Annotated in this window: 17 protein-coding genes and 1 other annotated feature; of the genes, 6 read left to right on the forward strand and 11 right to left on the reverse strand. The window is 57.9% G+C overall.

Going from position 1 to position 20,035, the window contains the following annotated elements; translation table 11 throughout:
- Positions 1-2: 2 nt before the first annotated feature.
- The 3 genes from thrA to EKL29_RS05175 form a co-directional block, all read right to left on the reverse strand.
- Entirely contained in the window at positions 3-2,465 is a 2,463-nt protein-coding gene (gene thrA, locus EKL29_RS05165) for a bifunctional aspartate kinase/homoserine dehydrogenase I (RefSeq protein ID WP_120455620.1), read from the reverse strand.
- Between the two features lie 25 nt (positions 2,466-2,490).
- Positions 2,491-2,608: a sequence feature (Thr leader region), on the reverse strand.
- On the reverse strand, positions 2,547-2,618 hold the full coding sequence (thrL, locus tag EKL29_RS23540) for a thr operon leader peptide (RefSeq protein WP_120455900.1): 72 nt from the start codon (positions 2,616-2,618) through the stop codon (positions 2,547-2,549). Its footprint overlaps the feature before it by 62 nt.
- 195 nt (positions 2,619-2,813) lie before the next feature.
- Positions 2,814-3,509 (reverse strand): tRNA/rRNA methyltransferase, encoded by a 696-nt coding sequence (locus EKL29_RS05175; protein ID WP_120455618.1) that lies wholly within the window; start codon positions 3,507-3,509, stop codon positions 2,814-2,816.
- Between the two features lie 609 nt (positions 3,510-4,118).
- Here EKL29_RS05175 and arcA point away from each other — a divergent pair.
- Complete coding sequence (arcA, locus tag EKL29_RS05180; protein WP_120455616.1) at positions 4,119-4,835, forward strand: two-component system response regulator ArcA; 717 nt, start codon at positions 4,119-4,121, stop codon at positions 4,833-4,835.
- A 211-nt stretch (positions 4,836-5,046) separates the two neighbouring features.
- On the opposite strand, the gene creA is transcribed toward arcA, so the two are convergent.
- Complete coding sequence (gene creA, locus EKL29_RS05185; RefSeq protein WP_120455614.1) at positions 5,047-5,523, reverse strand: protein CreA; 477 nt, start codon at positions 5,521-5,523, stop codon at positions 5,047-5,049.
- A gap of 193 nt (positions 5,524-5,716) precedes the next feature.
- Here creA and robA point away from each other — a divergent pair, with 193 nt between their 5' ends.
- Complete coding sequence (robA, locus tag EKL29_RS05190; RefSeq protein WP_120455612.1) at positions 5,717-6,595, forward strand: MDR efflux pump AcrAB transcriptional activator RobA; 879 nt, start codon at positions 5,717-5,719, stop codon at positions 6,593-6,595.
- A 31-nt stretch (positions 6,596-6,626) separates the two neighbouring features.
- Here the strand turns inward: robA and gpmB are convergent, their stop codons facing one another.
- Positions 6,627-7,274: a 2,3-diphosphoglycerate-dependent phosphoglycerate mutase GpmB gene (gene gpmB, locus EKL29_RS05195; protein ID WP_120455610.1), complete on the reverse strand. Its 648-nt coding sequence runs from the start codon at positions 7,272-7,274 to the stop codon at positions 6,627-6,629.
- A gap of 51 nt (positions 7,275-7,325) precedes the next feature.
- On the opposite strand from gpmB, the gene yjjX reads away from it, so the two are divergent.
- Positions 7,326-7,844, forward strand: coding sequence for an inosine/xanthosine triphosphatase (gene yjjX / locus EKL29_RS05200; RefSeq protein ID WP_126689046.1), 519 nt, complete (start codon positions 7,326-7,328; stop codon positions 7,842-7,844).
- Here yjjX and trpR read toward each other — a convergent pair.
- The 3 genes from trpR to EKL29_RS05215 all read right to left on the reverse strand — a co-directional run bounded on the left by trpR (position 7,819) and on the right by EKL29_RS05215 (position 11,898).
- Positions 7,819-8,166, reverse strand: a complete 348-nt coding sequence (gene trpR / locus EKL29_RS05205; RefSeq protein WP_126689047.1) for a trp operon repressor — start codon at positions 8,164-8,166, stop codon at positions 7,819-7,821. The genes yjjX and trpR overlap by 26 nt on opposite strands.
- A 45-nt stretch (positions 8,167-8,211) precedes the next feature.
- Positions 8,212-10,182, reverse strand: coding sequence for a murein transglycosylase (gene sltY / locus EKL29_RS05210; RefSeq protein ID WP_376785427.1), 1,971 nt, complete (start codon positions 10,180-10,182; stop codon positions 8,212-8,214).
- Positions 10,183-10,305: 123 nt separating this feature from the next.
- On the reverse strand, positions 10,306-11,898 hold the full coding sequence (locus EKL29_RS05215; RefSeq protein WP_126689048.1) for a methyl-accepting chemotaxis protein: 1,593 nt from the start codon (positions 11,896-11,898) through the stop codon (positions 10,306-10,308).
- Positions 11,899-12,201: 303 nt separating this feature from the next.
- On the opposite strand from EKL29_RS05215, the gene deoR reads away from it, so the two are divergent.
- The 3 genes from deoR to EKL29_RS05230 all read left to right on the forward strand — a co-directional run bounded on the left by deoR (position 12,202) and on the right by EKL29_RS05230 (position 16,231).
- On the forward strand, positions 12,202-12,975 hold the full coding sequence (gene deoR, locus EKL29_RS05220) for a DNA-binding transcriptional repressor DeoR (RefSeq protein ID WP_126689049.1): 774 nt from the start codon (positions 12,202-12,204) through the stop codon (positions 12,973-12,975).
- Between the two features lie 133 nt (positions 12,976-13,108).
- A complete protein-coding gene (gene ettA, locus EKL29_RS05225; RefSeq protein WP_120455600.1) occupies positions 13,109-14,776 on the forward strand; it encodes an energy-dependent translational throttle protein EttA in 1,668 nt (555 codons plus the stop codon).
- A gap of 399 nt (positions 14,777-15,175) precedes the next feature.
- The gene (locus EKL29_RS05230) at positions 15,176-16,231 is read left to right on the forward strand and encodes an acyltransferase (protein WP_126689050.1); all 1,056 of its coding nucleotides are present in this window, start codon (positions 15,176-15,178) and stop codon (positions 16,229-16,231) included.
- A gap of 84 nt (positions 16,232-16,315) precedes the next feature.
- Here the strand turns inward: EKL29_RS05230 and nadR are convergent, their stop codons facing one another.
- The 3 genes from nadR to serB are packed head-to-tail and all read right to left on the reverse strand — an operon-like array spanning position 16,316 to position 19,972.
- A complete protein-coding gene (gene nadR, locus EKL29_RS05235) occupies positions 16,316-17,551 on the reverse strand; it encodes a multifunctional transcriptional regulator/nicotinamide-nucleotide adenylyltransferase/ribosylnicotinamide kinase NadR (RefSeq protein ID WP_120455597.1) in 1,236 nt (411 codons plus the stop codon).
- Between the two features lie 50 nt (positions 17,552-17,601).
- Positions 17,602-18,984 carry a DNA repair protein RadA gene (gene radA / locus EKL29_RS05240; RefSeq protein ID WP_126689051.1) on the reverse strand — a complete coding sequence of 461 codons (1,383 nt, stop codon included), beginning with the start codon at positions 18,982-18,984 and terminating at the stop codon, positions 17,602-17,604.
- A gap of 10 nt (positions 18,985-18,994) precedes the next feature.
- The gene (gene serB / locus EKL29_RS05245) at positions 18,995-19,972 is read right to left on the reverse strand and encodes a phosphoserine phosphatase (protein WP_126689052.1); all 978 of its coding nucleotides are present in this window, start codon (positions 19,970-19,972) and stop codon (positions 18,995-18,997) included.
- Between the last annotated feature and the right edge of the window lie 63 nt (positions 19,973-20,035).

Raw genomic sequence — 20,035 nt, forward strand, 5'->3', positions numbered from 1 at the left:
CATCAAACTCCCAACTTCCACGACAGTGTGCGCAGCAGATCGGCGAATACGCCCGCCGCCGTCACATCATTTCCCGCGCCGTATCCGCGCAGCACCAGCGGAATCGGCTGATAATAACGGCTGTAGAACGCCAGGGCGTTCTCGCCGCTTTTCACTTTATAGAGCGGATCGTTGCTGTCGACCGCGTCGATCTTCACTTTGCAAACGCCGCCCTCTTCAATCGCGCCGACGAAGCGTAACACTTTTCCTTCATCACGCGCTTTGACGACGCGCGCGGCGAAGGCGTTATCCAGCTCCGGCAGACGCTGCATAAACTCTTCGACGTCAGCGATCTCATTCAGGCTGGCGGGCAGCAGCGGCTCAATCTCAATATCGCTCAGCTCCAGCTTATGGCCCGCTTCACGCGCCAGGATCAGCAGCTTGCGCGCCACATCCATGCCGGAGAGATCGTCGCGCGGATCGGGCTCGGTAAAGCCCATCTCGCGCGCCATCTTCGTCGCTTCCGAGAGCGAAACGCCTTCATCCAGCTTGCCGAAAATAAAAGAGAGCGAGCCGGAAAGAATACCGGTGAATTTGATCAGCTCGTCACCGGCGTTTAACAGATTCTGCAGGTTTTCAATGACCGGCAGGCCCGCGCCGACGTTGGTGTCGTAAAGGAATTTGCGACGCGATTTCGCGGCGGCGGCGCGCATCTGCTGGTAGTAGTTCCATGACGAGGTGTTGGCCTTTTTGTTCGGCGTCACGACGTGAAAACCGTCGGCGAGGAAATCGGCGTACTGATCGGCCACCGCCTGGCTGGAGGTGCAGTCGACAATCACCGGGTTCAGCAGATGGTATTCTTTTACCAGTCGATTGAGGCGATCAAGGTTAAACGGCTCTTTGGCCTCGCTCAGCGCGCCCTTCCAGTCGCTCAGGTCGATGCCGTGCACGTTGGTCAGCAGCGCGCGCGAATTGGCGATGCCGCAGACGCGCAGATCGATATGCTTCTGTTTCAGCCACGCCTGCTGGCGATAAAGCTGATCCAGCAGCGCCCCGCCGACGCCGCCGACGCCGACCACAAAGACTTCAATCACCTGATCGGTGGCGAACAGCATCTGATGCACCACGCGCACGCCGGTCGTGGCGTCATCGTTGCTGACCACGACCGAGATAGAACGCTCTGACGAGCCCTGCGCGATGGCGACGATATTGATATTGGCGCGCGCCAGCGCGGAGAAAAATTTGGCGGAGATGCCGCGCAGCGTGCGCATACCATCGCCGACCACGGAGATCACCGCCAGCTGTTCCATCACGCCCAGCGGATCGAGCAGCCCGTCTTTCAGCTCCAGATAGAACTCCTCTTCCAGCACGCGACGCGCCCGCGCCTGCTCGTTCTGCGGCACGCAGAAACTGATGCTGTATTCAGAGGAGGATTGCGTAATCAGCACCACCGAAATGCCGGTGCGCGACATCGCGGCGAAAACGCGCGCCGCCATCCCCACCATGCCCTTCATGCCCGGCCCGGAGACGTTGAACATCGCCATGTTGTTCAGGTTGGTGATGCCCTTCACCGGGTTTTCGTCCTGGTCGCCTTCGCCGCCAATCAGGGTGCCGGGCGCCTGCGGGTTGGCGGTGTTTTTGATCAGGCACGGGATCTGGAACTGCGCGATAGGCGCAATGGTGCGCGGATGCAGCACTTTCGCGCCGAAATAGGAGAGCTCCATCGCCTCCTGATAAGACATCGACTTCAGCAGGCGCGCGTCGGGCACCTGACGCGGATCGCAGGTATAAACGCCGTCTACATCGGTCCAGATTTCGCAGCAGTCGGCGCGCAGACAGGCGGCCAGCACCGCGGCGGAGTAGTCAGAACCGTTGCGCCCCAGCACCACCAGCTCGCCCTTTTCGTTGCCTGCGGTAAAGCCGGCCATCAGGATCATATTTTGCGGCGGGATCTGACTGGCGGCGATGCGGCGAGTCGATTCGGCAATATCAACGGTGGATTCAAGATAGTGGCCGACGGCCAGCAGCTTTTCTACCGGATCGATGACCGTGACGCCGTGTCCGCGCGCCAGCAGCAGTGCCTCCATAATAGCAATAGAGAGCTTTTCGCCGCGGCAGATAATGGCGGCATTGACGCTGTCAGGACACTGCCCCAGCAGGCTGATGCCGTGCAGCACCTGTTTTAGCTGGGCGAACTCCAGATCGACGCGGGTTTTCTGTCCGTCATAGTCGAAACCCGGCTGCGCCGCCGCCAGCCCCTGCAGCAGCTCGTCGAAAATGCGCTCGGCGTCGGTGATGTTTGGCAACGCATCCTGACCGCTGATGGTCTTTTCAATCATCGCCACCAGATGGTTGGTGATCTTTGCAGGTGCAGAGAGTACGGTGGCAACCTGTCCCTGCTGCGCATTACTTTCCAGAATGTCAGCGACGCGAAGAAAACGTTCCGCATTCGCTACCGAGGTCCCACCGAATTTCAGCACTCGCATATTAAAACTCTCCTGAATTTATGCCGAAAAAAAAGCCCGCACTGTTGAGGTGCGGGCTTATTTTTGTTTTTCCTGTATGCGTCAGCCCGCACCGTTACCTGTGGTAATGGTGGTGGTAATAATGATGGTGTTCAGGCTGGTTGAGTTACGCATTGGGATTTTTTCTGTCTGTCTTTTAAAGTCTGTCTGCCTTCCAGAAGTAAAGCAAAGCGCCGGTCAAGTCAACGAATTTGTCCGGCGGTCATTTTATCGCCGCTGCGCACTGCTGCGCGCTGTCGGCAAAAACGCTTGCAGAATCGTTTGCTCGCCACGCGCTTTTTACGATCAGCCGCTACGAAAGGCGATTTTTCAGGAAGATTTATCTATAAGTTTTTTTTCTACATCATGCAGCAGACGGTGCAGCATTGCGCTGTCGCGCTGCTCCAGCAGGCCGATACGCTGATCGATCCAGTCAGCCATCTTGCGATCGTCACTGACCTCCAGCGTCTGCAACAGGCGTTCAAAGCGTTGACGCAGCGCGTCCAGCTGCTGCGCGTCGGCCTGCGGCGCGGCAGGCGGCGCCACGCGATTAAGCGCGGAGAGCTGATAGCAATAAACCATCACTGCCTGACCGAGGTTAAGCGAGGGATAATCCTGCGCCATGGGGATGCCGGTCAGCAGATCGACCTGATCCAGCTCTTCGTTAGTCAGCCCGCTATCTTCCCGGCCAAAGACCAGCGCCATGCTGTTTACCCACTGACGCTTCTCCAGCAGCTGCGCCTCAACCTGCTGCGGCGTGGCGTAGTAGCGGAACTTCGCGCGGCTGCGCGCCGTCGTGGCTACGGAGAAGTCGATATCGGCCAGCGCGTCGTTCAGGCTGTCGAAGGTGCGCAGGTTATCCAGGATATCCCCGGCGCCATGCGCGACTCGCCGCGCGGCGGGATCCTGCCAGGCGTCGCTGGCGACGATGCGCAGTTCGCTGAAGCCCATTGTTTTCATCGCACGCGCCGCTGCGCCAATATTTTCCGCCCGGGCGGGCGAAACCAGAATAAGGGGGAAACGCATGATTATTCCATTTGTGTTTAGAAATCGCGCCGTATAGTAGCACGCGCCGCTGTTAAAGCCGGAATGCAGCAGGCTGAGAAAATAATTTGTTAAGGATATTAAAATTTAATAAAAAACCCTGCAGAACCCTATTGCGTTACGAACGGGCAATAAATCAAATTAACAGGCGAAATAGCTTTTTAAACAGGCTAATAGCAAAAGCGTAACTACAATTTTGTTTTACGTATACATCGCGTAAATATGTAGCGAAATTGATATTTTTTGTGAGCTAAGCTTGCATTACAAGAGAAGTTTTTCACATAAGTGTTAACGTGCTACAATTGCATTTGATATAAGTCAACGAAGCGTTGTTTTTATGCTTATCGGTTGTTGTCGGTGCTGTTAGGTTGCTGTTAATGCGGTTAGGATATGCGCCAAAAGATTCTCTCCTGGGGCAGGCAATATTCATTCTGACTGGCTGAGCTAACACTGTTGTTGACGTTGATAGATGGTTTATCAAGAACATAATTTCGTACAACGGTTAAGCGCCACATAACGCGCTTTTTAGCGAGCCTGAATACCCGCGTACGCCCTGTTTTCGATTTGTTGGCAAATTTTAGGTAGCGAAACATGCAGACCCCACACATTCTTATCGTTGAAGACGAACTGGTCACGCGTAATACCCTCAAAAGCATTTTCGAGGCGGAAGGTTATGTCGTGTATGAGGCAACCGACGGCGCTGAAATGCACCAGGTGCTCACCGAAAACGACGTCAACCTGGTGATCATGGATATCAATCTGCCCGGTAAAAACGGCCTGTTGCTGGCGCGCGAACTGCGCGAGCAGGCAAACGTGGCGCTAATGTTCCTGACCGGTCGTGATAATGAAGTGGACAAGATCCTGGGTCTGGAGATCGGCGCGGATGATTACATCACCAAACCGTTTAACCCGCGTGAGCTGACCATTCGCGCACGTAACCTGCTGTCGCGCACCATGAATCTGGCGATGCCGAATGAAGAGCGCCGTCAGGTAGAAAGCTACAAGTTCAACGGCTGGGAGCTGGACATCAACAGCCGCTCGCTGATCAGCCCTAACGGCGAACAGTATAAGCTGCCGCGTAGCGAATTCCGCGCCATGCTGCACTTCTGCGAGAACCCTGGCAAAATCCAGACCCGCGCCGATCTGCTGAAGAAGATGACCGGCCGCGAGCTGAAGCCACACGATCGCACCGTCGACGTCACTATTCGCCGTATTCGTAAACACTTTGAGTCCACGCCGGATACGCCGGAGATCATCGCCACCATTCACGGCGAAGGCTACCGCTTCTGCGGCGACCTGGAAGAGTAATTCCTTAACGGAAGTCAGGGCTGGTTGAAACCGCGCTAATGCGGGTGAGACGGCCCGATCGCAAAGACGCAAAAAGCGGCATCCATGCCGGTTTGGCCCGCGCGGCTACGCACCTCATCCCTGAGGTGCGCCCCTGAACGGGCCAACGCGCTGCGTTACGCCTCGAGCTGACTCACGCAGGCTCGGAATTAAACGCCCTTACGGGCGTTTTTTATTCCCGCCACGGCATAATCGGCACTGCGCTCAGCGCGTTTTTCGGCGACCCCTCAACGACCCTGTCGGAATAGCTCAGGTAGATCAGCGCATGGCGTTTTTGATCGAAGAAGCGCACCACCTGCAGCTTTTTGAACACCAGCGAGGTGCGTTTCTTGAACACCACTTCGCCCTGCGCCTTACCGTTAGCAATGGCGTCGCTCAGCTCCACCGGCCCTACCTGCTGACAGGAGATCGCCGCATCGGCGGTATCCTCTGCCAGTCCTAAGCCGCCTTTGATTCCGCCGGTTTTTGCCCGGCTGATATAACAGGTTACATTTTTTACGTCGGGATCGTCGAACGCCTCCACCACGATCTTATGATCGGGGCCAAACATCTTGAACACCGTATCTACCGAGCCGATCTCTTCGGCCAGAACCGGGGACGCCAGCAGCAGCGTAGCGAATGAAGCAGCGAAAAAGCGAGATATTGTCATAGCGTTACCATTGCAAACCTAATAGACGAGCATGTAATGTACTGGCAATTGTCCGCGTTGACCAAACCAGAACCGGTTTTATCCCACATTGACATGGCACAATCTCCCAACAAAACTGCCCACGCCAGATGTGCAATTAGTGCTATTATTCGGCGACTGCGTTAGTCGCACCCAGAGAGTATGAGGATGTTTTATGGACCAAGCCGGTATCATTCGCGATTTGCTTGTCTGGCTGGAGAGCCATTTGGATCAGCCCCTTTCACTGGACAATGTTGCCCTGAAGGCGGGTTATTCTAAATGGCATTTACAGAGGATGTTCAAAGACGTAACAGGCCATGCAATCGGCGCCTATATTCGTGCCCGCCGCCTGTCTAAAGCGGCCGTGGCGCTACGCCTGACCAGCCGCCCGATCCTGGACATCGCTCTGCAATACCGTTTCGATTCACAACAAACCTTTACCCGCGCCTTTAAAAAGCAGTTTAACCAGACGCCCGCGTGGTATCGTCGTTCATCGGAATGGAATTCATTCGGCATTCGCCCGCCGATTCGTCTCGACGACAACAGCATGCCGGAGTCGACCTTCGTCACGCTGCCAGAAACCGTGCTGGTGGGGCAAACGCAAAGCTATAACTGCACTCTGGAGCAGATCTCACGCTATCGCGACGAAATGCGTATCCATTTCTGGAAGCAGTTTCTACTGGAAACCGACACCATTCCGCCGGTGCTGTATGGCCTGCATCAGGTACGCGCCAGCCAGGAGAAGGACGACGAGCAGGAGATCCTCTACACCACCGCCGTGCCGTCCGACCAGGCGGTTAACCTGCACTCCGGCCAGAGCGTGCTGCTGGAAGCGGGAGACTATGTGCAGTTCACCTATAACGGCCCGCGCAACGAACTGCAGGACTTTATCCTGCTGCTCTACGGCACCTGCATGCCGACGCTCGGCCTGACGCGTCGTCAGGGTCAGGATATCGAACGCTTCATTACCCACGGCGGCAAGAAGCGCAGCGAGCCACCAAAAGAGATCCGCTGCGAATACCTGATCCCGATTCGCCATCAGCAGGCGAACTGACCATTAAGCCGTCGCCACGACGGCTTTTTCTTTAGCGCTGCAGCTCATCCAGCGCAGGCGCGTCCAGATGCGATATATCACCCGCCGTCTCTACCACCCAGCCTTCCGCCAGCCAGGCGCTGTGCTGATGATCGACGCGCGAGATTGAGCAGTTGCGCAGGCGCAGACGACGCTCCGCATGGGCCGGCAGGCCGAGGATAGTGCTGATCAGCACGCCAAGCGCCATACCGTGGCTCACCAGCAGCGGTCGGCTGCCCGCGGGGAGCGCCAGACAGGCATTCAGCGCCTCGTGCATGCGCGCTGCCATCTCCGCCATTGATTCGCCCTGCGGAATACGGCCATTTTCGGTGCCGTCCACCAGCGTGCGGCGCCAGCGCTCCTCTTCTTCGGTTAACCCGTCCAGCGGACGCTTCTCCAGCACGCCCATATTCAGCTCGCGCAGGCGCGGCTCCAGCGTCACCGCGCAGCCGCAGGCGTCGGCGATGATCTCGGCGGTGCGCTGCGTGCGCCCCAGATCGCTGGCGATAACATGGGTAATGCCAAGATGTTTAACGCGCTCGCCCACCTGATGGGCCTGTTGCTCTCCTTTCTCCGTCAGCGGACTGTCGGATTGTCCCTGAATGCGGCGCTCCGCATTCCATACCGTTTCACCGTGACGAACAAGATAGACCTGTAGCATGCTGAGTTTCCGTTATACTGCGACAAATTTGCCTAAAGGGTTCAATAGATTATGTACCAGGTTATCGCAGCCACCATCAATCCGGCAAAAATTCGCGCAATCTCTCAGGCGTTCAACGACGTTTTCGGCGAAGGATCCTGCCATATTCGCGGGGTCGAGGTCGATAGCGGCGTCGCGGCGCAGCCCCTGAGCGATGCGGAAACGCGAACCGGCGCACGTCAGCGCGTCGCCAATGCGCGCCTGGCAGAACCAGAGGCGGATTTCTGGGTGGCGATTGAGGCCGGGATTGAAGAGGAGTGCGCTTTCGCCTGGATGGTGGTGGAAAATGCCGAACGGCGCGGCGAGTCGCGCTCCGCCAGCTTTACGCTGCCGCAGGTGGTGCTGACCGGCTTACGCGCCGGGCGCGAGCTGGGCGATGAGATGGCGCGGCTGACCGGCGTGGAAAATATCAAACACAAAGGCGGCGCCATCGGTGCCTTTACGCAGGGCCTGCTGACGCGCTCCAGCGTTTATCACCAGGCGTTAATCCTGGCGCTCTGCCCTTTTACTCATCCGCTTTATCAGCGTTGATCCCGGCGCGTCCCAGATGCGCCTCCAGCCAGCGCCGCAGTTCAGGCGGCGCCTCTTTCAGACTGTTCGAGCCGCGCGTGATCGTCGCGATACCGACGCCCAGTTCATTTTTCAGCTCTCGCTGGCTCATGGTGCCGTTCATTAACTCTTCCACGATGCGCAGGCGTGTACCGAGCGCTTCGCGCTCATCGGCCGTCAGCATCAGCTGCAGCAAAGGCAACGCCACGTCATCGGCGTAAGCCTGCTGCATCAGCGCGATAAAACGCCGCCAGTTATCTTCAGAAAGGGAACGTTGCGCCGACCGGGCGGGAGATTGCGTCATAAAACAGGCTTCCGTACTCACTAGCGAGTACGGAAGCATAACACGCTAGTAGCGGCGGTTCCACTCGCTGTCCGACAGCACCTTATCCGGCTCGCCCATAAAATGGCGATAGTAGGCGTCGTAGGCCAGCACGTTCTTCACGTAGCCGCGCGTTTCTGAGAAGGGAATGGTTTCGATAAAGGCGACCGCATCGAGATTGCCCGCGCTGACGTTCTGCCAGCTGCGCACGCGTCCCGGTCCCGCATTGTAAGCCGCGGAGGCGAAAATGCGGTTCTGCCCGAACTGCTGATAGACATACTCCAGATATTGCGTGCCTATCTGGATATTGGTCTGCGGATCCAGCAGCTGATTGCTGTTCATATAGCCGGGAATATTGTACATCTTCACGGTATGCGCCGCCGTCGCCGGCATCACCTGCATCAGACCGCTGGCACCGACCGGGGAACGCGCTTTCGGATTCCAGGCGCTCTCCTGGCGCGAGATCGCCATGGCGTAGCTCGGCGCAATGCCTTTGTCGCGAGTGTTGCTCTTATAGAAGCTCTCCCACGCCAGCGGGAAGCGCTCTTTCAGGCTGTCCCACATCTTCGCCGTAATCGTCGCCTGCACGCTGAGATCCCACCAGTCCTGCTCGTTGGCGTAGCGCGCCAGCATCTGCTGCTGCGTGCGGCTCTTGCTGGCGATCAGATTGGCCCACTCGCTGCGCGCCAGGTTATCCAGCCCCCAGAACATCAGCTCACGCACGCGCGCCAGCTCCGGTCCCTGCACCGTCGCGCTGTCCGGCTTCGGCGCTTCGTCGATCTGCATCGGATACTTCACGCCCAGCCGCTGCGCCGCCACCATGGGATAGAAGCCGCGCGCCTGCATCAGTTTATGCAGGATCTCGTCGGCCTCCTCTTTACGCCCCTGGGCGTAGAGCAGATCGGCCTGCCAGTATTGCCACTCATCTTTCTCTTTCGCCTCGAGCGGCAGTCGCGCGATCCAGGTATTCAGGCCGCGCCGATCGTTTTGCGACAGTGCCAGACGCACGCGCCGTTCAACCAGCGACGTCGACTGGCTGTTCATGATCACCGTATCGCGCCAGCGCGCCTGCTCCGAAGTTAAATCGGAGCCCATCATGCGCCAGACCACAATCTCTTTCAGCGCCTGCTCGTCGTCCGCCTCCATCTTCTGCCCGCGCACCAGCAGCGGGATCATGCTGCGCGCGTTCTCCATATCGGCGCGCGCGACGCGGGTAAAGGCGTAAATCGTCGCCTGGCGGGTAAAATCGGTCGGGCCGACGGACTGCGCGAACGTCACCACCGTCTGCGGATCGTTCTGCAGAGCAAGCACGCCGTTAGCGATGGTCTGGTAATCCTCCGGCAGGGTTTTTGCCAGGAAGCTCACCAGGCTGTCGTTGCCCGCCTTCATCGCCAGGCGTATGCGCTCCAGTACGGTAATCGGCGACATCTGGCCGGAAGATTGCCAGACGGAGAAGAGACGATCGCAATCGTTGGGCAAGGAGGTGCCGCGCAGCCAGATCTCCTTCGCGCCCTCAAACGCCTGCTGCTGCGCGCCCGTCGCCCATTTGGCGTAGAGCCAGTTGCAGCGCGCCTGTACCGGGCCTGGCGCTTCCGGGCTAAAGCTCAGAATGCCCTGCCAGTCCTGGCGGTGCGCCAGCACGTTGACAAAGCGGGTTTTCAGCGAGCGCGCCGGTGGCAGCGTCGGATATTGCTGAATAAAGTTTTTAACGGCGAGCGGCGTTTCCTGGTCGAGGTCCTGTGCCAGCAGGCGGTACTGCAAATAAGGGTATAAAGGATAATCCTGCAGCGTCGGCAGCAACTGCTCCACCGTCGCCATCTGGTTGCTGTCCCACGCCTGCTTGATCTCCTGATAACGCTGTCGCTGCTGATCCAGCGAGTCTGCCCACGCGCTGCTGGCCGCTCCGGCCAGACAGATCCCTATCATCCAGTTACGCCACTTCTCCACGAAAATCTCCTCATGTTGCTGCTCTCCGGCTGCGTGCCAGGCATTCTTCATGCTAACCAGGGGAACCGGCTCTTGCCATGTTCTTCACAAAATTTACGCAGCGCGAAGCGCAATGCAGGCTAAAGAGGCGTCGTAAGGATGGTGCTGGCTCCCGCTGGACGCGGGAGCCATCGCTTAAGCGGCCGGCGTTTCGCTGAGGTTAAGCTGGAACAGGCTTACGTTCTCCATGAGCGCGCCGACCTGCTGATTGAGCGCGCGCGCCGCCTGTGCCGACTGTTGCGACAGCGTGGCGTTCTGCTGCGTGGCGGCATCCATATGCGTAACGGCGAGGTTGACCTGCTCGATGCCGGTGCTCTGTTCGGCGCTGGCTGACGAGATATCCTCCATCAGCGCGGCCAGCGCCTTGACGCTGGCGATAATCTCCTGAATAGAGACGCCAGCGCCTTTCACCAGCGCATTGCCCTGCGAGATCAGGCTGACGGAGCGATCGGTCAGGGTGCGGATATCACGCGCCGCCGAGGCCGAACGCTGCGCCAGCGCGCGCACTTCCGAGGCCACCACCGCAAAGCCGCGACCATCATTACCGGCGCGCGCCGCTTCTACCGCCGCGTTGAGCGCCAGGATATTGGTCTGGAAGGCGATGCCGTCGATAACGCTGACGATTTCGTTGATTTCGCGTGAGAACTGATGGATCTCATCCATCGCTACCACCACTTTCTCCACCACTTCGCCGCCCTCCCCGGCGCGCTGCCGCGCCTCACGGGCGATATCGCTGGCGTGCTGTGCATTGCCGGCGTTGTTTTTCACCACGGAGGTAAGCTGCTCCATTGATGCCGCCGTCTGCTCCAGCGCGCTCGCCTGCGCCTCATTGCGCGATGAAAGTTCGCGGCTGCCGTGCGCGACCTGTTCGGTGGTCTGCGCGATAGCGTCGGTGCCGGTACGCACGCCGGTCACAATCCGCGTCAGGCTATGGTTCATATCGCGCAGCGCCGTCATCAGCTGTGCAGTTTCGTCACGGCCCGACACCTCGATATGGGCGCGCAGATCGCCCGACGCCACGGTTTTGGCAATGTCGATCGCCTGATTTAACGGTCGCGTAATGCTTTTGATCAGCCACAGCGTCACCAGGCCGCCCGTCAGCAAAATGCAGAGCATAACCGCCAGCAGCAGCAGCCGGGTCTGGTGATAGTGCGCCAGGTTATCGCTCTCAATCTCTTTATGCATCACCTGTGCGCGCTGCAGCGTGTCGTTAACCAGTCCATCGATCATCTGCGTCGGCGCGCGGTCGATGCCGGTGACCAGCTTATCGACACGTCCTGCACTGTTGACGTCCTGAACGTTATAGTCGCTGAGCGCGCTCAGATAGCGCTGTTCCAGCCCGGCATGCACCTCGCGCGTCTTCGCGACGCTGGCGCCGTCGATGCCAAGCGCCGCCTGGATGTGGCTCAGCCTGGTAAGCAGCGTCTGGGTCTGGCGGCTCTCTTGCAGAAAGGCGTTTTTATATTTATTGAAGACTTCCTCGCCCTGCGTCCCGCGCAGCAGCGTGTTTTTCCACTCCTGGACCTGAATTTTGAACTGAACCTGGGCGCTGCGCGCCGTATCGATACTCTCGGCGATGAGCATCTCACGCGCCATTATCGCCTCATTATTATGCAACGCCTGCAGGTTGATCTGCAGGGCGCGCAGTCCCATCAGCAGGGTGGCGAGCAACAACAGCGTGGCGAGAAATCCCAGTCGCTGACCGATTTTGAAATGATTAAGCTTCATAAAGCCGATACCCGCAGATAATTAAGTGAGACGCCGGACGGCATCCCCCCTGGTTATCGTCCCGGCGGGCGCAGGCTTTACGCCATAAACCAATGTTTTACATGACACTTTTATGACAGTAGCCCGAAGCGGGAGCGAGCACGGCGGCGTTTGCGAGGCGATCTTATTACAGGTAAGATTGATCGCTTAGTAGACTAAACACGCAACTTATTAAAATTGCGAGAATTATCGCTGTTTATCGGCGAGGCGGCCCGATCGCCTGCATCGCATCCCTTTCGGCCATCAACCACAACAGAGACGTCTATGGAAACCCGGCGCGACGAACGCATCCAGAAACTGACCCTGGCGTTAAAACGTACCGACAAGCTACATCTGAAAGATGCTGCGCAGCTGCTGGGCGTCTCGGAGATGACCATTCGACGCGATCTGAGCGAACCGGCATCGACCGTGGTGCTGCTGGGCGGTTACATCGTCAGCGATCCGAAAAACCATGTCGGGCACTATTTTGTCTCTGACCAGCACGGCCAGAACGCGGCGAAAAAGCAGCGTCTGGCGCAGGCTGCCGCCAGCCTGATTGGCGAGAACGATACGGTCTTTTTCGACTGCGGTACCACCATTCCCTATATCATTGACGCCCTGCCTGACGATCTGCCCTTCACCGCTGTCTGCTGCGCCATGAATACCTTTCTGGCCTTAAAAGAGAAACCGGCCTGCAACGTTATTCTGAGCGGCGGCGAGTTTCACGTCGATAACGCCCTGTTCACGCCGATCGGGGCGCACACGATCCTTGACGATCTCTGCCCGTCGCTGGCGTTTATCTCGGCGGCGGGCATCGACAAAGATCAGGGCGCGACCTGTTACAACCTCAACGAGCTGGCGATGAAGCACCATGCGATGCTGCGCGCGCGTCAGCGAATCCTGGTGGCGGACAGCAGCAAATTCGGCAAGGTGCTGCCTGCTCGCATCGGCGAGCTGCACCGCTTCGACCTGCTGGTGAGCGACAGCGCGCCGGACAAAGCGCTGGCGGAGTGGCTGGCGCAGCAGCCGCTGCCGCTGCGTCTGCCCGATTCAGCCTGAGCTCGCCTTTTTCTCTTTACGCGTAACAAGCTGGCGCGCCCGGAATAATCCCGGCGCGCGGCTGGGATTAGCCAGTCAAAAAGGCTAAACTTCGTCACTAATTCACCCACCAGAATCAGAGGCTCATTACAACGTGGCTCAATTCGTCTATAGCATGCATCGCGTCGGTAAAGTGGTACCGCCGAAGCGTCATATTCTGAAGAACATCTCCCTCAGCTTTTTCCCGGGCGCGAAAATCGGCGTGCTTGGCCTGAACGGCGCGGGTAAATCAACGCTGCTGCGCATCATGGCGGGCATCGACAAAGATATCGAAGGGGAAGCGCGTCCGCAGCCGGGCATCAAAGTGGGTTATCTGCCGCAGGAGCCGCAGCTCAACCCGGAACAGACAGTACGCGAATCTATTGAAGAAGCCGTCTCCGAAGTGGTCGGCGCGCTGAAGCGTCTGGATGAGGTTTACGCGCTCTACGCCGAGCCGGACGCCGATTTCGACAAGCTGGCGGCCGAACAGGGTCGTCTCGAAGAGGTTATCCAGGCGCACGACGGCCATAACCTGGAAACTCAGCTGGAGCGCGCCGCCGATGCGATGCGTCTGCCGGACTGGGATGCCAAAATCGGCAACCTCTCCGGGGGTGAACGTCGTCGCGTAGCGATGTGCCGCCTGCTGCTGGAAAAGCCGGACATGCTGCTGCTGGACGAACCGACCAACCACCTGGACGCCGAGTCTGTGGCCTGGCTGGAGCGCTTCCTGCACGAGTTTGAAGGCACCGTTGTGGCAATTACCCACGACCGTTACTTCCTCGACAACGTAGCGGGCTGGATCCTTGAGCTGGACCGCGGCGAAGGCATTCCGTGGGAAGGCAACTACTCCTCCTGGCTGGAGCAAAAAGATCAGCGTCTGGCGCAGGAAGCTTCTGCCGAAGCTGCGCGTCGTAAGTCGATCGAGAAAGAGCTGGAGTGGGTGCGTCAGGGCGCTAAAGGCCGTCAGTCTAAAGGCAAAGCGCGTCTGGCCCGTTTTGAAGAGCTGAACAGCACCGAATATCAGAAACGTAACGAGACCAGCGAACTCTTTATTCCGCCAGGTCCGCGTCTGGGCGATAAAGTGGTTGAGGTGAAAAACCTGACCAAATCCTACGGCGACCGCGTGCTGATCGACGATCTCTCCTTCTCCGTGCCGAAAGGCGCTATCGTCGGGATTATCGGCCCTAACGGCGCAGGTAAATCGACCCTGTTCCGCATGATGACCGGTCAGGAACAGCCTGATTCCGGCAGCATCGAGCTGGGCGAAACCGTGAAGCTGGCGTCGGTCGATCAGTTCCGCGACTCGATGGATAACAGCAAAACCGTCTGGGAAGAGGTTTCCGGCGGTCTCGACATTATGCGCATCGGCAGCTTCGAAATGCCGAGCCGCGCCTATGTCGGCCGCTTTAACTTCAAAGGCACCGATCAGGGCAAACGCGTCGGCGAACTCTCCGGCGGCGAGCGCGGTCGTCTGCATCTGGCGAAGCTGCTGCAGGTCGGCGGCAACCTGTTGCTGCTTGACGAACCAACCAACGACCTGGACGTAGAAACCCTGCGCGCGCTGGAAAACGCCCTGCTTGAGTTCCCGGGCTGCGCCATGGTGATCTCGCACGACCGCTGGTTCCTCGACCGTATCGCCACCCATATCCTCGACTATCAGGATGAGGGCAAGGTGGAGTTCTTCGAAGGCAACTTCAGCGAATACGAAGAGTACAAGAAACGCACGCTCGGCGCGGATGCGCTGGAGCCAAAACGTATCAAGTACAAGCGTATTACCAAGTAAGCATCAGGCTGCCTGCTGCTGTAAAAAGGGTTCATGCTCATGCATGAACCCTTTTTCTTAGCCTGTGCAACCCTCTCAAGTTAAGATTATTCCGTTATTTATAATTAGCGTTCGTTAATATAAGAATAAAATGTTCGCCCCCTGCCAAATAGTGGACTTAAAATTTATGGAACCTTGCTTTCCAGTTTTTCGATAATCGCCTGTATATCAATAATAATATTTAATTTCCTGCCAGAATCTTCAGCATTATAAAAGCGAAAAATAGCGCTCTTACTTTCCTGATTGAGATAAATAACTTTAGTTTCTTATATTTGTTATTAAGAATTCGTCTGATTGATCACAGTTTTTCGTTAATGTAAATTCGCGTTTACATTTAAGACCACGATTAATGAGGGAATTATGCGCGCACGTATTACGCATCTGGACGGGATGCGCGGCTTAGCCATCCTGCTGGTCATGGGCTACCACGCCTACGCTCGCTGGCCCGATTTATTACCTTTTGTCCAGACGACGCAGCATATTCCCCTGTTTTCTTTTGGCTGGGTGGGCGTACAGCTTTTTTTCATGATCTCGGGCTTTGTTATATTTATGTCGCTGGATAAGTCAGAGAGCTACATGAGCTTCCTGAAAAAACGCTGGCTGCGCCTGTTCCCTGCAATGCTAACTGTTAGCGTGCTACTTTATTTTACGGACGGCTTTTTTCCCGAATGGTCAGCGATGACGCCCTACGCAAAGAACCTTCTGCCGGGGCTGTTATTCTTTAACCCAGAGACCCTGACGCAGATTAGCGGTGTGGAACTCCATTCAATGGCAGGTTCTTTCTGGTCGCTGTATGTGGAGGCAATGTTTTATCTGATTATTGGGGTGGTTTACTTTACCGCCGGGAGAAAATATTGCCTGCCTGCGCTTATCGTGCCAATGCTGCTGCTGTCAGCCTCGTCGGTATTAAAATCGCTGGGACATCCACTGTTAATTGATGTTGTGTCTAAATTCGGCTTTATTCATTACGCCTGGTTTATGGTGGGCTGCCTGGTTTACGAAAGATTTCATGAGCGCGACAAGGGCTATCATTATGCGCTGGTGGTACTGGCGCTGCTGATTAACTTCAGTTACTACGTAAAAAATAGCGGCGTTATAAGCCTTGTACCGCTGCTCATCGTTATGCTGTTTTTTATCGCAAGCTTTTACTCAAAGCAGATAGAACGCTTTCTTTCGCTCCGCTTTTTTACGGCCGTTGGCTTCGTCAGTTACGCCTTCTACTTAATCTACGAGAATCTGCTGGTGGCGACGCTTATTAAGACGAACAGGTATATTAAGAGCGAGACGCTAATGCTGCTGATGCCGGTTATTATTGCCGTCGCGCTCTATTTTATCGCTTTGGCTATTACAAAATATGCCGAACCGGCGGTGCGTAACATGCTGAAAGGCAAGCGTCAGCCGGTGCGGCAGGCGTAAAGCCCAGGCGCAGTTAATCACTGCGCCTGAGCAAGGCCGACTGTCAGGCGCGGACAACGCTACTGATGGACGGCAGACGAAGGGTTATGTCGTTTTGCCGTCCATCATCTCTTTCACCAGCTCAATACAGCGCAGGAAACGCGTGTCGTAATCATCCTCGCGCACATGCACGAACGAGACGTTATTCTCGCGCAGCATCGTCACCAGCATCGACTGAAACTCGCGGCGATCCACTGAGCTGCCCAGGCTGCGCAGGCCGTCCGCCACCCAGGGCACGTTATTCTCCAGCAGGATCACCAGGTCGAAACGGTATTCGTCGATCAGTGCCTGCACAAAGGGATGCTCGCGCCCTTCATACTTCAGGCAGAACGCCTGCGTAGTGATGAAATCAGTATCGATAAAGGCGACTTTATTGGCGTACTTCACCGCGAAGTCGATGTACTGCGCCTGGCCGAGAGCGATCTTGTCGTAGTCGGAATATTGCAGCGCCATCTCGTCGCCGCCCAGGTGCGAGAAGACGTAGTCGCGGCCGTACTCCCAGGCGCTGGTGGTGTTGAAGATATTCGCCAGCTTGTTGACCAGCGTGGACTTGCCGCTTGATTCGCCCCCGAGCACGGCGACGGTGCGCACGAAAAAGGGCTTAACCTCGGTCGGAATATATTCCCAGTAGCGAAAGGGATCCTGACGGATCTGCGCACCGCTGATATTCATAAAGGATCGCGCCGGATCGACCAGCACGGTGCGCACGCCCAGGTGCTGCTGATACATCTCCGCGTCCGCGGTTTCGCTGGTGTAGATGCAGTCGGGCGCGACGCCCTGATCGCTGAGAAAGGCTTTTACGCCCTTGCTCCAGACGTCCCAGCCGTGTGGATAAGGCTCGATGCCCTCTTCATTGAAAGAGTGAATCCGGATGTTCTTCTGGTACTTGAAGGTCTGCAGCAGCCAGCGCAGCCGATCGCTGACGGTCGGCTGCTGCGACATGGCGCTGTTCTCGAACAGCTCGCGATCGCGCGGCTCGTCGTGCCCCATAATGATATGCAGCTCGTCGACCTGGCTGCAGGCGCGCTGGATCAGGTAAATATGGCCGGTATGCAGCGGATAAAACTTGCCGAACACCACGCCGACGGTTTTATCGCGGCGCGGAAACTCCAGACCCAAAAAGCGATGCAGCGCTTCCAGTTTTTGCGCGCTCGGACTTTTGATTTTGGCGTTGAGCAGCTGGCTCAGATAGCCCTTGGTCATCCCGCTGGCGTCGGCCACCTGCTGCAGGGTATGCCCCTGCTGGCGAATGGCGGTTTTCAGATAGTCGAACGACGTCATGCTGCCTCCTGCATGGATTGAAGTTGCCTGCGAGTGTACCCGCTCAGTCTTTAAAGCTCATCCAGTATCGCCAGCGCGTCCGCCAGTTTTTTCGCGCTGTAAACTTTCATGCCGTCGATGGTTTTCTTCGGCGCGTTGCCGGCCGGAACGATGGCGCGCTTAAAGCCGTGTTTGGCCGCTTCGGAGATACGCTCCTGACCGCTCGGCACCGGACGGATCTCGCCCGCCAGCCCCACTTCACCAAAGATGACCAGATCCTGCGGCAGCGGTCGGTCGCGCAGGCTCGACACCATCGCCAGCAGCAGCGCCAGATCGGCGCTGGTCTCGGTCACCTTTACGCCGCCGACCACGTTAACGAAAACATCCTGATCGGCCATCTGCAGGCCGCCGTGACGGTGCAGCACCGCCAGCAGGATCGCCAGACGGTTCTGCTCCAGCCCCACCGCGACGCGACGCGGATTGCCCATCATCGAGTGATCCACCAGCGCCTGGATCTCGACCAGCAGCGGGCGCGTGCCTTCCCACACCACCATTACGGAGCTGCCGGAGGTAATCTCGTCGCCGCGCGACAGAAAGATCGCCGAAGGGTTGCTGACTTCACGCATCCCCTGCTCGGTCATGGCGAAAACGCCCAGTTCATTGACCGCGCCAAAGCGGTTTTTATGGCTGCGCAGCGTGCGGAAGCGCGAGTCGGCGTCGCCGTCCAGCAGTACCGAACAGTCGATACAGTGCTCCAGCACTTTCGGACCCGCCAGCGAGCCATCTTTGGTGACGTGGCCGACCATGACTATCGCCACGCCGCGCGTTTTCGCGAAGCGCGTCAGATAGGCGGCGGTTTCGCGCACCTGCGCCACGCTGCCTGGCGACGACTGAATATCCGCCATATGCATGACCTGAATGGAGTCGATCACCATCAGCTTCGGCTGCTCCTGCTCGGCGATCTGGCAGATCTGCTCGATGCTGGTTTCCGACAGCATATTGAGATTTTCGCTCGGCAGACCGAGACGATGCGCGCGCATTGCTACCTGCTGCAGCGACTCTTCGCCGGTCACATAGAGCGTTTTCATCTCCTGCGCCAGACGACACATTACCTGCAGCAGCAGCGTCGATTTCCCCGCACCGGGGCTGCCGCCGATCAGGATGGCGCTGCCCGGCACCACGCCGCCGCCCAGCACGCGGTCGAACTCTTTAAAGCCGGTAGAGAAGCGCGGCAGCGCCTCCAGGCTGATTTCCGACAGCTTCTGCACCCGGCTGACGCCCGCGCTGCCGGCGTAGCCGCTCAGGCGCTCGTTGCGCGCCGCCGCTGGCGACGCTGCAATGCGCACTTCGGTGATGGTGTTCCAGGCGTGACAGGCGCTGCATTGCCCCTGCCAGCGCGGATAATCTGCGCCGCATTCGTTACAAACGAAGGCGCGTTTTGCCGCTTTGGCCAAATCAGTACCTCTAACGCTCTTCGTGAATCAGGCTGCCGCTGAGGATGCAAAATACGCCCATCAGATCGGCGTGACGGATAGTCACTTGCGTCTGCTCATTCACTTTTGGTTTAGCATGATAAGCGATACCCAGCGCCGCGGCCTTTATCATCGGCAGGTCGTTGGCGCCGTCGCCGATAGCGACAGTTTGCTCCGGCGCGATATCAAAACGCTGCGCCAGTTTCTTCAGGGTGTCGGCTTTGTATTGCGCATCGACAATCTGTCCCTGCACCTCGCCGGTCAGCTTGCCGTCGCGCATCTCCAGTTCATTGGCGGCGACGTGCGCCAGATGCAGCGTGTCGCGCAGGTATTCCGCAAAATAGGTAAAACCGCCGGAGGCGATGGCGACCTGCCATCCCAGCGCCTGCAGCTTCTGCACCAGCTCGGTCAGGCCCGGCATCAGCGGCAGCGCGTCGCGCACCTGCTTCAGGATATTGGCGTCGGCGCCTTTCAGCGTCGCTACGCGCTGGCGCAGGCTGGCAGCGAAGTCCAGTTCGCCGCGCATCGCGCGTTCGGTCACTTCCGCCACCAGCTCGCCGCTGCCCGCCAGTTTGGCGATCTCGTCGATGCACTCGATCTGAATCGCGGTGGAGTCCATGTCCATTACCAGCAGGCCTGGCGTTTTCAGATGCGGGATCTTGCCGAGCGGCGCGACGTCGAGGCCGTTGTCATGCGCCAGCTTCGTGGCGCGCGGCGTCAGGGAGCCTGCCAGTCGCACCACCTGATACTCATCGACGCGCCAGGCGCTGACGATCACCATCGCCGCGCCTAACTGGTGCTGATAGTCGGTGAGCTGCTGTTTATTCAGTTCGCGACCATACAGCAGCCAGCCGGTCCGACCGGCACGGTAGTCCAGCGGCATCACTTCATCGCCGCTAAGGGAAAGAGGTAAACCCGGCCATTCGGAGAGTTCGGCGGGCAAATCGCACCAGGTAAGACGGTTCGGCATCAGAGCTCCTGTAGGGGGACAACAAAACCACGCAAGAGGCTACCTTGTCTGCGCCGCTTCTGG

The organism is Pantoea sp. YU22, from assembly GCF_003970755.1.
Classification (GTDB): Bacteria; Pseudomonadota; Gammaproteobacteria; order Enterobacterales; family Enterobacteriaceae; genus Pantoea; species Pantoea piersonii.

Excerpts from the sequence above, each read along its gene's own strand:
- thrA (WP_120455620.1), bottom strand. The coding sequence starts at position 2,465 with ATGCGAGTGCTGAAATTCGGTGGGACCTCGGTAGCGAATGCGGAACGT.
- EKL29_RS05175 (WP_120455618.1), bottom strand. The coding sequence starts at position 3,509 with ATGCGTTTCCCCCTTATTCTGGTTTCGCCCGCCCGGGCGGAAAATATT.
- arcA (WP_120455616.1), top strand. The coding sequence starts at position 4,119 with ATGCAGACCCCACACATTCTTATCGTTGAAGACGAACTGGTCACGCGT.
- creA (WP_120455614.1), bottom strand. The coding sequence starts at position 5,523 with ATGACAATATCTCGCTTTTTCGCTGCTTCATTCGCTACGCTGCTGCTG.
- robA (WP_120455612.1), top strand. The coding sequence starts at position 5,717 with ATGGACCAAGCCGGTATCATTCGCGATTTGCTTGTCTGGCTGGAGAGC.
- gpmB (WP_120455610.1), bottom strand. The coding sequence starts at position 7,274 with ATGCTACAGGTCTATCTTGTTCGTCACGGTGAAACGGTATGGAATGCG.
- yjjX (WP_126689046.1), top strand. The coding sequence starts at position 7,326 with ATGTACCAGGTTATCGCAGCCACCATCAATCCGGCAAAAATTCGCGCA.
- trpR (WP_126689047.1), bottom strand. The coding sequence starts at position 8,166 with ATGACGCAATCTCCCGCCCGGTCGGCGCAACGTTCCCTTTCTGAAGAT.
- sltY (WP_376785427.1), bottom strand. The coding sequence starts at position 10,182 with ATGAAGAATGCCTGGCACGCAGCCGGAGAGCAGCAACATGAGGAGATT.
- EKL29_RS05215 (WP_126689048.1), bottom strand. The coding sequence starts at position 11,898 with ATGAAGCTTAATCATTTCAAAATCGGTCAGCGACTGGGATTTCTCGCC.
- deoR (WP_126689049.1), top strand. The coding sequence starts at position 12,202 with ATGGAAACCCGGCGCGACGAACGCATCCAGAAACTGACCCTGGCGTTA.
- EKL29_RS05230 (WP_126689050.1), top strand. The coding sequence starts at position 15,176 with ATGCGCGCACGTATTACGCATCTGGACGGGATGCGCGGCTTAGCCATC.
- nadR (WP_120455597.1), bottom strand. The coding sequence starts at position 17,551 with ATGACGTCGTTCGACTATCTGAAAACCGCCATTCGCCAGCAGGGGCAT.
- serB (WP_126689052.1), bottom strand. The coding sequence starts at position 19,972 with ATGCCGAACCGTCTTACCTGGTGCGATTTGCCCGCCGAACTCTCCGAA.